This is a genomic window from Citrobacter sp. Cpo030, from assembly GCF_030333005.1.
Taxonomy (GTDB): Bacteria; Pseudomonadota; Gammaproteobacteria; order Enterobacterales; family Enterobacteriaceae; genus Citrobacter; species Citrobacter portucalensis.
Genome location: NZ_JAOWGT010000072.1, coordinates 145,387 through 158,808, shown reverse-complemented (window position 1 = coordinate 158,808; position 13,422 = coordinate 145,387). Strand labels below are relative to the sequence as shown.

Here is a 13,422-nt window from a genome sequence, read left to right as displayed (position 1 = left end):
CAGAATCGCGTAAAACTGTCAGCCGCTCTTTTAGCCACGAAAATAGACAATTATGCTTCAGGACAACCCGCTGCTAGCGCAGCTTAAACAGCAACTACATTCCCAGACGCCACGTGCTGAAGGGGTGGTAAAAGCCACGGAAAAAGGCTTTGGCTTCCTGGAAGTCGATGCACAAAAAAGCTATTTCATTCCACCGCCGCAGATGAAAAAAGTGATGCATGGCGACCGTATTGTTGCGGTTATCCATACAGAAAAAGATCGTGAGTCTGCTGAGCCGGAAGAACTGATCGAACCCTTCCTGACGCGCTTCGTGGGTAAAGTTCAGGGCAAAAATGACCGTCTGTCCATTGTGCCGGATCATCCGTTACTGAAAGATGCTATTCCTTGTCGTGCAGCCCGCGGCGTTGAACATGAATTTAAAGAAGGCGACTGGGCTGTTGCAGAAATGCGCCGCCATCCGCTGAAAGGCGATCGCACCTTCTACGCCGAGTTAACCCAATTTATCACTTTTGCTGATGACCACTTTGTCCCGTGGTGGGTCACACTGGCACGCCATAATCTGGAAAAAGAAGCCCCAGACGGTGTAGCAACCGAAATGCTGGACGAAGGCCTGGTTCGTGAAGATTTAACCGCCCTCAATTTCGTCACCATCGACAGCGCCAGCACCGAAGATATGGACGATGCGCTGTATGCTGAAGAACAAGCTGACGGCACACTACAATTAACCGTCGCCATTGCCGACCCAACAGCCTGGATTGCAGAAGGCAGCAAGCTGGATAAAACGGCAAAAATTCGCGCGTTCACCAATTATTTACCGGGGTTCAATATCCCGATGTTACCACGTGAATTGTCTGACGATCTCTGCTCTCTGCGCGCGAACGAAGTGCGCCCGGTTTTAGCTTGTCGTATGAGCATTACTGCCGATGGCACGATTGAAGACAACATCACCTTCTTCGCCGCAACCATCGAGTCTAAAGCGAAGCTGGCCTATGACAATGTTTCCGACTGGCTGGAAGGTACAGGCGAGTGGCAACCAGAAAACGACGCGATTGCGGAACAAATCCGTCTGCTGCATCGTATTTGCCTGAGCCGAGGAGAGTGGCGTCATAACCACGCGCTGGTCTTTAAAGATCGCCCGGATTACCGTTTCGTTCTCGGTGAAAAAGGTGAAGTACTGGACATCGTCGCTGAGCCACGCCGCATCGCAAACCGTATCGTGGAAGAATCCATGATTGCGGCAAATATTTGCGCCGCCCGTGTGCTTCGCGACAAGCTGGGCTTCGGTATTTATAACGTCCATATGGGATTCGACCCGGCCAACGCCGACGCTCTGGCCGCGCTGCTGAAAACCCACGGTATGCACGTCGATGCCGAAGAAGTACTGACACTGGAAGGTTTCTGCAAACTGCGCCGCGAACTGGATGCACAGCCATCCGGTTTCCTCGACAGCCGAATTCGCCGCTTCCAGTCTTACGCTGAAATTAGTATTGAGCCAGGTCCACACTTTGGGTTGGGTCTGGAGGCATATGCCACCTGGACTTCCCCAATCCGTAAGTATGGCGATATGATCAACCACCGTCTGCTTAAGGCCGTCATCAAAGGCGAAACCGTCGCCCGACCTCAGGATGATACCACCGTGCAGATGGCAGAACGTCGTCGCCTGAACCGGATGGCTGAGCGTGATGTGGGTGACTGGCTATACGCCCGTTTCCTGAGTGATAAAGCCGGAACCGACACCCGCTTTGCGGCCGAGATCATCGACGTCAGCCGCGGCGGCATGCGCGTACGTTTGGTTGATAATGGCGCTGTTGCCTTTATTCGTGCCCCCTTCCTGCACGCCGTGCGTGACGAACTGGTCTGCAGCCAGGAAAGTGGTACCGTACAAATCAAAGGTGAAGTGGTTTACAAAGTCACTGATGTGATTGACGTAACTATCGCCGAAGTTCGCATGGAAACCCGTAGCGTTATCGCGCGTCCAGCAGCGTAAACTGACAAATCCAACGACCTTTCTCTTTTTTGAAAGGTCGTTTTCTTTTTTTACCGACCAAATTTCAACCACACACTACACTTCTCTCATCCAGTCAAAATTTTTTTTTACTATTTTTCAGTTCCGCTGGCTTTGCTTTTTATGGATTCTGGATTACATATAAATATATAAATAAAACAATACGTTCAGCCATAATCACCCTGAATGAATCATGGCTACCCTTACTTTTGAGGCTTTATGCGCTTTAAACGGGATAGTACACATCATGAAAGACGTCCGGGAGCTGGTTACGTTGTATAGCTATGTGGGCACTCATAACCCCTACTGGCGTTTGTCAGAGGATTGCAACATCCTGCATTTCTCTATTGATGAAACAGCAGAAGCTGAGCAGACCATCGAATTATCACCCGAACAGGCCGACCGCATTCGCGAGATGACGGTAATTACGTCAAGCCTGTTGATGACGTTACCCATTGAAGATGACGATATTCCGGTACATTTGGTCGGGCGGAAAATCAATAAGCGCGAATGGGCCGGTAGCGCATCAGCCTGGGATGACACCCCTTCCGTCGCACGCGACCTGGCTCAAGGTCTCTCTTTTGCCGAACAGGTGGTTTCAGAAGCCAATTCCGTTATTGTCATTCTTGACCGAATGGGCAACATTCAGCGTTTTAACCGTTTGTGCGAAGAGTACACCGGACTCAGAGAACGTGAAGTCATTGGCCAAAGCGTATTCACACTGTTTATGAGTCGACGTGAAGCCGCAGCCTCCAGACGTAACATCGAGGTCTTTTTTCGCGAAGGCAACTCATATGAGGTCGAACGTTGGGTGAAGACCTGCAAAGGTCAGCGCCTGTTTCTTTTTCGCAATAAGTTTGTACATAACGGTAGCGGCAAGAACGAAATATTTCTGATCTGTTCCGGCACCGATATCACTGAAGAACGCCGCGCGCAGGAACGCCTGCGGATGTTGGCTAATACCGACTCCATCACCGGATTACCGAACCGTAACGCCATTCATGAGCTGATAAGCGACGCGATTGAGAACGCAGGTGATACTCAGGTTGGGATTGTATATCTCGATCTTGATAACTTCAAAAAGGTGAACGATGCCTACGGGCATATGTTTGGCGATCAGCTATTACAGAGTGTGTCGCTTGCAATCCTCAGTTGTCTTGACGACAACCAGCTATTGGCTCGGTTTGGCGGTGATGAATTTATCGTCCTTGCCACCGAAACATCCCAGAGCACACTGGAGGCTACCGCATCGCGCATTCTGACACGCCTGCGTCAACCCTTTCGCATTGGCCTGATTGAAGTCTATACAGGCTGCTCTATTGGTATTTCCCTCGCTCCACAGCATGGTCAGGACTGCGAAAGCGTCATTCGTAACGCCGATACGGCCATGTACACCGCGAAAGAAGGCGGCCGCGGACAGTTTTGTGTTTTCTCTCCGGAAATGAATCAGCGGGTTTTTGAATACCTGTGGCTGGATACTAACCTGCGCAAGGCGCTGGAAAACGATCAACTGGTTATCCATTATCAGCCAAAGATAACCTGGCGAGGCGAAGTGCGCAGCCTGGAGGCGCTGGTACGCTGGCAGTCTCCGGAACGCGGCCTCATTCCACCACTGGAATTTATCTCCTACGCCGAAGAATCAGGGCTTATTGTTCCGCTGGGGCGCTGGGTTATTCTGGACGTTGTGCGTCAGGTTGCAAAATGGCGCGCCAAGGGAATCAATCTGCGCGTGGCGGTAAACGTTTCTGCCCGCCAACTCGCCGATCAGACGCTATTTACCGATCTCAAACAGGTGCTTCATGAACTCGACTTTGAATATTGCCCCATTGATGTCGAGTTAACGGAAAGCAGTTTGATTGAAAATGAACAGTTGGCACTGTCCGTCATTCAGCAGTTTAGCCAGTTGGGAGCGCAAATCCATTTGGATGATTTTGGTACCGGATATTCGTCACTGTCTCAACTGGCCCGCTTCCCGCTTGATGCAATTAAACTGGATCAAACCTTTGTCAGGGATGTACACAAACAACCTATTTCGCAGTCGCTGGTACGTGCCATTGTTGCGGTCGCACAGGCACTCAATCTGCAGGTCATCGCCGAAGGTGTTGAAAGCGCGAAAGAGGATGCGTTTTTAACCAAAAATGGTGTCAACGAGCGTCAGGGTTTTTTGTTTGCCAAACCAATGCCAGCAGTTGCATTTGAACGTTGGTATCGACGGCACCTGAATAAAAAAACACGCTAATGCAGTGGGATCAAACGTTGAAAATAGCCATAAATGGACATTACCTAACGATCCTATCTGCATGTAATCACAGAATATATAATATTCTTCTATCATTGAAGTTAATACTATTTTTCCCTTCTCTTTTGCCATGAAATTCTGCATCATGAAATTCAAACTCTATTGCCATTAGGATGATAACCATGTCTGATATCGACGCTCAGCGTCTGGCCGAACGCATTGATACCGTGCTGGATATCCTCGTTGCAGGTGATTACCACTCAGCCATCCACAATCTCGAAATTCTGAAGACTGAGCTGCTAGACACGGCCAAAGAAGATGCCGAGTCTTTGCCCAAAAAGCACAAGGCTCCCTGGGAGATCTGATGACATTAACCCTTTAATGTCGCTGCTATCAGCAAACTGCATATGAGGCAGTTTCCGTTTAATTTCCGATACGATATCGCAATAAAATTAATATTATGAATTCCCGACAACAATCTATTTTGCAGATGGTGACTGATAAAGGTCAGATGAGCGTTGCCGAACTGGCAAAAATCACCGGCGTCTCAGAAGTGACGATTCGACAGGATCTGAACACACTGGAAAAACAGAGTTATTTACGCCGTGCGCACGGTTTTGCTGTTTCATTGAACAGCGATGATGTGGAAACGCGCATGATGACTAATTTTACGCTGAAGCGTGAGCTGGCCGAATTCGCCGCATCGCTGGTAAGCCCAGGCGAGTCCGTATTCATTGAAAACGGCAGCAGCAATGCGCTCTTGGCCAGAACGCTGGCGGAGCAAAAAGATGTCACCATCATTACCGTCAGCAGCTATATAGCCCATCTGCTGAAAGAAACCCCCTGCGAAGTGATTCTCCTTGGCGGCATCTATCAGAAAAAAAGCGAAAGCATGGTGGGGCCCTTAACTCGCCAGTTTATCCAGCAGGTACACTTCAGCAAGGCCTTTATCGGCATTGATGGCTGGCAGGCTGACACCGGCTTCACCGGACGCGACATGATGCGTTCTGATGTGGTTAACGCGGTGCTGGAAAAAGGTGCAGAAGTTATTGTGCTTACTGACAGCTCAAAATTCGAAGCCATTCACCCTTACACGCTGGGTCCATTAGAGCGATTCAGCCGCGTAGTCACGGATTCCAGACTCAGCGCCAGCGTACAAATGCAGCTCGAGCACTCGGGTTTAACCGTCAATATCATTGATGCGCACGCATAAAATCTTCAGCAGATGATTTGTCAGTCGGCAAATCATCTCCTCTCTGAGAGTTATCTGACAGTCCAATTAAGACTTTTTACCTGTCGTTAACAGGATTAAGTCGTAAAATTAATGTTAGCGATATAACAGGAACGAACCTCCAATCTCAGGATAGTGTTTGTCATGCCTTCGCTAAACGGTTTCACGGAAATATCTTCGTTAGCCTAAATTTAGCGCTATTCTTAAAGAACACTGGATTCCGTGAATCAATAATTCAGGAGAAAGTATTATGTTAGTAACGAGCAAAAAAATGACCGCTGCCATTTTGGCGATTACTCTGGCAATGTCGCTGAGTGCCTGCTCTAACTGGTCCAAACGTGACCGTAACACCGCAATTGGTGCTGGTGCTGGTGCAATCGGTGGTGCAGTCCTGACTGACGGCAGCACGCTGGGAACGCTGGGTGGTGCTGCAGTAGGTGGTATTATTGGCCACCAGGTGGGTAAATAATTTACGGTTAAACGGCTCGATATAATAATACGTTTACTTTTTCAGGTCTGTATTATTAAAAAGCCACGGAAAAATTCCGTGGCTTTTTTTATTAACCGCCAGCCAATTTAACTTTCATTCCTTTGGCTTCCAGCAGCGATTTAATCAGGTCGCGTTTATCACCCTGTATCTCAATCACGCCATCCTTCACTGCCCCGCCGCAACCACATTTTTTCTTCAGTTCCGCAGCTAATTTGGTCAGTTCAGCATCGTCCTGATCTATTCCAGTAATCAGGCACACACCCTTACCTTTGCGGCCACTGGTCTGTCGTTGGATGCGGACAATGCCATCGCCTTTGGGACGTTCTGGGACGGCTTTTGGTTCATCAATACGCCCGGTGTCAGTTGAGTAGACCAGACGAGAATTTGAGTCGTTCATTTACGCACCTCGTTTCAGGGAGGCATTGATCATCTTCAGCGTCTGAGCCGGATCTGCCGACTGTGTGACCGGACGACCAATAACCATATAATCGACGCCAGCTGACTGTGCCTGTTCCGGCGTCATAATACGACGCTGGTCGCCTGCCACGCTGCCTTCAGGACGAATACCGGGCGTTACCAGTTTAAATGCCTGGCCAAATGCCTGCTTGAATCGCACTGCTTCCTGCGCGGAGCATACGACGCCATCCAAACCACAATGTTGGGTTAAGCGCGCCAGCCTTTCCGCATGCTCCGCAGGTGACAACGTCACGCCAAGGTCGGCAAGATCGCTGGCTTCCATACTGGTCAGAACTGTTACTGCAATCAGCAGCGGCGCATCCTTGCCAAAAGGCACCAGGGCTTCACGTGCGGCGGTCATCATACGCGCCCCACCAGAAGCATGAACGTTAACCATCCACACGCCAAGCTCAGCCGCCGCCGCAACGGCATGCGCGGTAGTATTGGGAATATCATGAAATTTCAAATCAAGAAAAACGTCAAAGCCACGCTGTTGTAAATCGCGAACCAACTGAGGTCCAAAAAGCGTGAACATCTCTTTGCCCACTTTCAAACGGCAATCACAAGGATCAATTCTGTCGACAAAAGCTAATGCTTTATCACGATTGGAATAATCGAGAGCGACAACGACAGGAGAATCAGTAACAGCACGAGAAGAAGATGAAGCAGTAAACGTCATGACCAGACCTTCCTGAGGATGGGCGCCATCGGCGGCGCAAAATGGGTAAACGGCGTGCATTCTACCTGCGGCAATAGAAAATTAACAGGCGCGATTACATTTCTGCCAGGCAAATTTGGCAACGGAGGTTGAGGAAGGATCTGTTATAGATCATTAGTATGTTGTAACTAAAGTGAGGTTTTTTAAAAATTACAGCCCATCAAGTCCGCGAATAGGCTTAATGGTTGACCATGAGCGACAGGATGGGCAGTGCCAGTACAGTGTATATGCGGTAAATCCGCACTTCTGGCAACGATACCGAGGCTTGCTGCGCACCTGCTCCCCGACCATATCGCGCAGAACCATCAGGCTCTCTTTCGCGCGCCCTTCTTCTGCTTCGTTAAGATGGTAATCCATCAACTTGTGGAACACGCGCATCGTAGGATGGCGTTGTAGCTGGCGGGTAATATAAACCTGAGCGGTATCAGTCCCCTCACGCGCTTCAAGAATATCGGCCAGCATAAGCTCGGCGGCGGCGCCAGTATTCTCCTCAACAGCCCGACGTAAAAACTCGGCCCACTCATCGTTTTTCCCCAGATGCTGGTAGCAGCTTTGCAGCATTTCCAGCGTTTCGCTGACCAGTTCTTTATCCTGAGAAATCACGCGTTGTAGACATTCGACGGCCTTCGCGTAATCGCCTTTCACCATGTACACACGGCCCATCATGATGGAAACACGGGCACTGTTTTTGTCTGCCGCAGCCCCTTTTTTCAACAGCGTCATGGCGCGATCCATATCGTCGCTACCCATCTGCTGTAAGGCCAGTTCGCAGTAGAAGTGAGCTATCTCAATACGCTGTTTATCTTTACCGAGCTTCACCAGGCGTTCTGCGACATCAATCGCTTTCTGCCATTCGCTGGTCGCCTGATAAATTTGCAGCAGTTGCTGTAATGCACCGACGCGAAAATCTGTTTCATCGGTAAGCTGATTAAACATGTCTTCCGCGCGGTCGTACAGACCTGCGGCCATGTAGTCGCGCCCCAGCTGTTGTACGGCCAACAAACGCTGCTCGTAGGTCAGCGAAGCACTTTCCATTAACGTTTGATGGATGCGGATTGCGCGGTCGACTTCACCGCGCGAACGAAACAGGTTTCCGAGGGTGAGATGAGCCTCAACGGTGCCCGTATCCTCTTTTAGCATATCGAGGAACAGATCCACCGCTTTGTCTTGTTGGTTGCTCAGGAGGAAGTTAACCCCGGCGACATAGTCACGGGAAAGACGGTTAGCTTCATCCTGCTTGGTTTGTTGCGCACTTCTGCGACCCATATACCACCCATAGGCAGCGGCTACAGGCAAAAGCAGAAACAACAACTCCAACATAAATAATTATTCCTTCACAACCGACGAATCGGCAGAAACCGCAACGTCGGTCGCAGGCGTAAGCTGGTTTTCCAGTCGTTTGATTTTACGTTCGGCGCGCGCAAGAGACACACGAACCTTCAGCCAGAAAAGGCCGCAAATTAACCAACCAATCGCAAAACCTGCGGCAAACAATACAGCAAGCAGCGTAGAGATACGATACTCACCCTGAGCCAGCAGGTAATTAAACGTAACCTGTTGATCGTTTTGCGCACCTAATGTCACCGAAATAACAAAAATCGCCAACACCAGTAAGAAAATGAGTAAATATTTCACATTACTTCCCGTTATGTGGTTTGAGCGAATAAATCGTGTACAACTTACCGCGTTGAGCCCTTTAAATTACCATTTTCACAACGAGTGCGAAACGGAAAAGCGCTTTCCCCTTTCTGATTTAAGGGCAAAATTCGAAAAATCAATCATGGCTAACTTTCTTGTTCACGCTGAGCGATTTCTTTTTCCTCCTGCACAGGCGGCGTTAATGGTCCGCATACCCTCTGCGCAAGCCATGTCGCCAGTGTTACCAGCAACCATGAAATCAGCGTTGCAACGACCAAATCACGGGGCCAGTGCATGCCTAATAGCAAGCGACTGCCCATAACACCCGTAGCCCAGATAAGTAAAAACACAATCGTCAGCGTACGTCGGCGTGGCCATAACAGCCCTACGGCCAGTAAAGCCCAACTGGCGGCAAACATCGTATGCCCTGACGGAAAGGCAAACCCTGTTTCTTTTTGCCAGTGCTTACGTAGAAACGTCGGAATATCCTGTTGTTCGGCCAATTGCTCTTTAACTAAGTGACCACGATCTTTACGTTTTAAAGTGTAGAACTCATCAACAGGGATATGGTGCGTTTTTTCCAGCCACACGACAAAGGGCCGAGGTTCCTGCACCCTGTCTTTAACCCAGGACTTCACGCCCTGACCGACTAAAATTGCCGCAGCCAGGATCGCAAACAGCATTACCGCAGCTTTCAGACGAAAACGCAGACACCACAGAAACCATGCGCAGAGAACAACGTGAGTGATAATACCCCACGGCTGCGTCACCGTTTCCGTTATCCAGTACAGAGATTTTAGCCACCAAACGTTATGTCCCGGCTGCCAGCTCCAGCCTGATACCCATACAGCAACCGGCATAATAAGTAGCAGCCCGGCCCCGACCGCAGTGCGCTTTGCAATTGACAGCATTGCCTCTCCTTTCGTCGATAAGTCTCACAATCATAACTGAAAAAAGCGCATGCCGGGGAAATTGACAATTTTGTGCCATTCCAAAAGCGAATCCGTTGTCGCGATTAGGTGAACATCGTTGCCTTATGGCAAAATAGTGCAATATAGAACAGAAGCCAACAGGCGACGGCACGACAGTGCCAGCATAATCTGGAGAATTACATGCAGCTTAAACGTGTGGCAGAAGCCAAACTGCCAACCCCCTGGGGTGATTTCCTGATGGTGGGATTTGAAGAACTGGCAACCGGACACGATCACGTCGCACTGGTTTTTGGCGATATCACAGGCCAAACGCCTGTCCTGGCACGTGTCCACTCCGAATGTCTGACTGGCGATGCATTGTTTAGCCTGCGTTGCGATTGCGGCTTCCAGCTCGAAGCGGCTCTCACCCATATTGCTGAAGAAGGGCGCGGTATCCTGCTTTATCATCGTCAGGAAGGACGCAATATCGGCCTGCTCAATAAAATCCGCGCCTACGCGTTGCAGGACCAGGGTTATGATACCGTTGAAGCTAACCATCAGTTGGGCTTTGCGGCAGATGAGCGTGATTTCACGCTGTGTGCGGATATGTTCAAGCTGCTTGGTGTGGACGAAGTTCGTTTGCTGACCAATAACCCGAAAAAAGTGGAAATTCTGACCGAAGCGGGAATCAATATTGTTGAACGCGTGCCGTTGATTGTGGGTCGTAACCCGAACAATGAACATTACCTGGACACCAAAGCCGCCAAGATGGGACATTTGCTGGGCAAGTAATAGTTGTTACCGCCGATAAAAAAGCCTGCTCTCGCAGGCTTTTTACATTCTAGCTCAACATATTACGAATCACGTAGTGCAGAATGCCATCGTTTTGGTAGTACGTTAGCTCCGTCGCGGTATCGATACGGCAGCGGCATAAAACCACGTCTTTACGTCCATCCGAGCGAACCATACTCACCGGCACTGTTGCACCCGGTTTGATGTTTTGCAGATCCGTAATATCGATCGCTTCCTCACCGGTTAGTCCCAGCGTTTTACGCGTGACGCCCTGTGGGAATTCCAGCGGCAAAATCCCCATACCAATCAGGTTAGAACGGTGAATTCGCTCAAAGGACTCTGCGATAACCACGCGAACCCCCAGTAAGCGCGGGCCTTTTGCCGCCCAGTCGCGACTGGAGCCAGAGCCATACTCTTTCCCGGCAATAACCGCCAGGGGGATATTCTCCTGTTGATATTGCATAGCCGCATCATAGATAGCCACTACCTCAGTTCCCGGCAAATGACGCGTCATCCCACCTTCAACGCCGGGCACCATCTCATTGCGAATACGAATATTGGCAAAGGTACCGCGCATCATTACTTCATGATTCCCGCGCCGTGAACCGTAGGAGTTAAAATCTTTACGCTCCACGCCGTGGCTTTGCAGATAACGACCTGCCGGGCTATCCGGCTTGATACTGCCGGCAGGAGAAATATGGTCGGTGGTGACGGAATCTCCAAGCATAGCCAGAATACGCGCGCCGTGAATGTCCTTGACTGGATCCGGCGTAGCCTGCATGCCATCGAAAAATGGCGACAAGCGGATATAAGTTGAGTCAGACTGCCAGCCATAGGTATCAGCCCGATCAACCTGGATTGCTTTCCATTCCGGCGTGCCCTCAAAGACTTCAGCGTACTCCTTATGGAACATGGCGGTAGAAACCTGCTCCACGGCACGTGCAATTTCCTGAGCCGTCGGCCAGATATCTTTCAGATATACGGGATCGCCCTTTCTGTCATGCCCTAACGGATCTTTCGTCAGATTGATGTTCATATTCCCCGCCAGCGCGTAGGCCACCACCAGCGGCGGAGATGCCAACCAGTTGGTCTTCACGAGCGGATGGATACGCCCCTCAAAGTTTCGGTTGCCGGAAAGCACGGCGCCAACGGTAAGATCGCCTTTTTTGATAGCTGTCTCGATAGGATCGGGTAACGGACCCGAGTTACCAATACAGGTGGTACAGCCATAACCTACAAGGTTAAATCCCAGCTCATCAAGATACGGCGTGAACCCAGCCTGCGCCAGATAGTCAGACACCACCTTCGATCCTGGCGCCAGCGAGGCTTTCACCCACGGCTGACGTTTCAGACCAAGCGTCACTGCTTTTTTCGCCAGCAGACCCGCCGCCATCAATACGCTTGGGTTAGAGGTGTTGGTACAGGAAGTGATCGCAGCAATAACCACCGCACCATCCGGCAGCTTGTACTGATGACCGTTCATTGTATAGTCCACTGGCTGACGATCTTTCAGCGAGCTATTTACTTCGAGTTCATTACTCGCCGAAAACGCTTTCGGGACATCAGCCAGTGCTACCCGATCCTGCGGACGCTTCGGTCCGGCAAGGCTAGCTTCCACACTGCCCATATCCAGCTCCAGTGAACTGGTAAATACGGGTTCATCCCCTGGATTACGCCACATTCCCTGCGCTTTGGCATAGGCGCTGACCAACTCAACCTGCTCCTCACTGCGTCCACTCAGACGCATATATTCAAGAGTGATGTCATCGATCGGGAAGAAACCGCAGGTTGCGCCGTATTCCGGTGACATGTTAGCAATGGTTGCCCGATCGGCCAGTGGTAAGGTGTCCAGGCCATCACCGTAGAATTCAACGAATTTACCGACCACGCCGTGCTTACGCAGCATCTGGGTGACGGTTAAAACCAGGTCGGTAGCGGTGATGCCTTCCCGCAGTTTGCCCACCAGTTTGAAGCCCACAACATCCGGGATAAGCATAGAGACCGGTTGACCAAGCATTGCTGCTTCAGCCTCAATGCCTCCAACGCCCCATCCCAGCACACCGAGACCATTAATCATTGTCGTATGGGAATCGGTTCCGACCAACGTGTCAGGGTAAGCCACCCACTCACCGTCCTGTAACTCGCTCCAGACGGCTTTGCCCAAGTATTCAAGGTTAACCTGGTGGCAAATCCCCGTTCCCGGTGGCACAACGCTGAAGCGACTAAATGCCTGCTGTCCCCATTTCAGGAACACATAACGCTCATGGTTACGTTCCATTTCCAGGCGAACGTTTTCTTCGAAAGCATCATCATCACCAAAACGGTCCACCGTTACCGAGTGGTCAATGACAAGGTCCACTGGCGAAAGCGGATTCACTTTTGCCGTATCTCCTCCCAGACGTTTCACCGCTTCACGCATAGCGGCAAGATCGACCACCGCCGGCACGCCGGTAAAATCCTGCATCAGAACACGAGCGGGTCGATAGGCAATTTCACGATCGGCATGGGCGGTCTTCAGCCAATGCGCGAGCGCATGAATATCATCTTCGGTAACGGAATTACCATCCTGCCAACGAAGCAGGTTTTCCAGTAACACTTTTAGCGATTTGGGTAGTCGGGTGATATCACCCAGTGATTTAGCGGCCAGAGGTAAACTGTAGTAGCGGTAGGTTTTATCTTTAACCTGCAATGTGTCCTTACTGGCTTCTCGTAGGGTCGACGACATAGCTCCTCCTTAAATGACAGGGTTGGATCCCCTGATTTTCCTCAGGGTTAGTATTAAAGATAACACAAACAAAATGTAACGCTTTGATAACAACTCAAATTGATAAAAGTAGCGCGCGATACAAAAGCGCGAAGTGAGGTCAATGGTAGGGAGGAAGGTCTAGCCGTGTAGATTAATAGGATGGATATTCAGCAGGCAATAGCGCAATCGATAATAC

General features: G+C 50.3%; 12 protein-coding genes. 6 read left to right on the top strand and 6 right to left on the bottom strand.

Going from position 1 to position 13,422, the window contains the following annotated elements; translation table 11 throughout:
• The first annotated feature begins 52 nt into the window (after nucleotides 1-52).
• The 5 genes from OGY37_RS18145 to osmB all read left to right on the top strand — a co-directional run bounded on the left by OGY37_RS18145 (nucleotide 53) and on the right by osmB (nucleotide 5,944).
• Nucleotides 53-1,987, top strand: coding sequence for an exoribonuclease II (locus OGY37_RS18145; RefSeq protein WP_286621460.1), 1,935 nt, complete (start codon nucleotides 53-55; stop codon nucleotides 1,985-1,987).
• Nucleotides 1,988-2,252: 265 nt separating this feature from the next.
• Nucleotides 2,253-4,244 carry a cyclic di-GMP phosphodiesterase gene (pdeR, locus tag OGY37_RS18140; RefSeq protein ID WP_063940813.1) on the top strand — a complete coding sequence of 664 codons (1,992 nt, stop codon included), beginning with the start codon at nucleotides 2,253-2,255 and terminating at the stop codon, nucleotides 4,242-4,244.
• Nucleotides 4,245-4,426: 182 nt separating this feature from the next.
• The gene (locus OGY37_RS18135) at nucleotides 4,427-4,609 is read left to right on the top strand and encodes a YciZ family protein (protein WP_286621458.1); all 183 of its coding nucleotides are present in this window, start codon (nucleotides 4,427-4,429) and stop codon (nucleotides 4,607-4,609) included.
• Nucleotides 4,610-4,704: 95 nt separating this feature from the next.
• The gene (gene yciT / locus OGY37_RS18130; RefSeq protein ID WP_003020580.1) at nucleotides 4,705-5,457 is read left to right on the top strand and encodes a DNA-binding transcriptional regulator YciT; all 753 of its coding nucleotides are present in this window, start codon (nucleotides 4,705-4,707) and stop codon (nucleotides 5,455-5,457) included.
• A 268-nt stretch (nucleotides 5,458-5,725) separates the two neighbouring features.
• Nucleotides 5,726-5,944 carry an osmotically-inducible lipoprotein OsmB gene (gene osmB / locus OGY37_RS18125; protein ID WP_003020583.1) on the top strand — a complete coding sequence of 73 codons (219 nt, stop codon included), beginning with the start codon at nucleotides 5,726-5,728 and terminating at the stop codon, nucleotides 5,942-5,944.
• A gap of 91 nt (nucleotides 5,945-6,035) precedes the next feature.
• Here the strand turns inward: osmB and yciH are convergent, their stop codons facing one another.
• The 5 genes from yciH to pgpB form a co-directional block, all read right to left on the bottom strand.
• Nucleotides 6,036-6,362, bottom strand: coding sequence for a stress response translation initiation inhibitor YciH (yciH, locus tag OGY37_RS18120; protein ID WP_003833315.1), 327 nt, complete (start codon nucleotides 6,360-6,362; stop codon nucleotides 6,036-6,038).
• A complete protein-coding gene (pyrF, locus tag OGY37_RS18115; RefSeq protein ID WP_286621530.1) occupies nucleotides 6,363-7,100 on the bottom strand; it encodes an orotidine-5'-phosphate decarboxylase in 738 nt (245 codons plus the stop codon). It lies immediately after the preceding gene.
• Between the two features lie 189 nt (nucleotides 7,101-7,289).
• Nucleotides 7,290-8,459, bottom strand: coding sequence for a lipopolysaccharide assembly protein LapB (gene lapB / locus OGY37_RS18110; RefSeq protein WP_003833317.1), 1,170 nt, complete (start codon nucleotides 8,457-8,459; stop codon nucleotides 7,290-7,292).
• A gap of 6 nt (nucleotides 8,460-8,465) precedes the next feature.
• Complete coding sequence (locus tag OGY37_RS18105; RefSeq protein WP_003020595.1) at nucleotides 8,466-8,774, bottom strand: LapA family protein; 309 nt, start codon at nucleotides 8,772-8,774, stop codon at nucleotides 8,466-8,468.
• A 149-nt stretch (nucleotides 8,775-8,923) separates the two neighbouring features.
• The gene (gene pgpB / locus OGY37_RS18100) at nucleotides 8,924-9,688 is read right to left on the bottom strand and encodes a phosphatidylglycerophosphatase B (protein WP_003833318.1); all 765 of its coding nucleotides are present in this window, start codon (nucleotides 9,686-9,688) and stop codon (nucleotides 8,924-8,926) included.
• 201 nt (nucleotides 9,689-9,889) lie between these two features.
• Between pgpB and ribA the strand changes: the two genes are divergently transcribed.
• The gene (gene ribA, locus OGY37_RS18095) at nucleotides 9,890-10,480 is read left to right on the top strand and encodes a GTP cyclohydrolase II (RefSeq protein ID WP_003020601.1); all 591 of its coding nucleotides are present in this window, start codon (nucleotides 9,890-9,892) and stop codon (nucleotides 10,478-10,480) included.
• A 49-nt stretch (nucleotides 10,481-10,529) separates the two neighbouring features.
• Here ribA and acnA read toward each other — a convergent pair whose 3' ends face one another.
• Nucleotides 10,530-13,205: an aconitate hydratase AcnA gene (gene acnA, locus OGY37_RS18090; protein WP_286552676.1), complete on the bottom strand. Its 2,676-nt coding sequence runs from the start codon at nucleotides 13,203-13,205 to the stop codon at nucleotides 10,530-10,532.
• Between the last annotated feature and the right edge of the window lie 217 nt (nucleotides 13,206-13,422).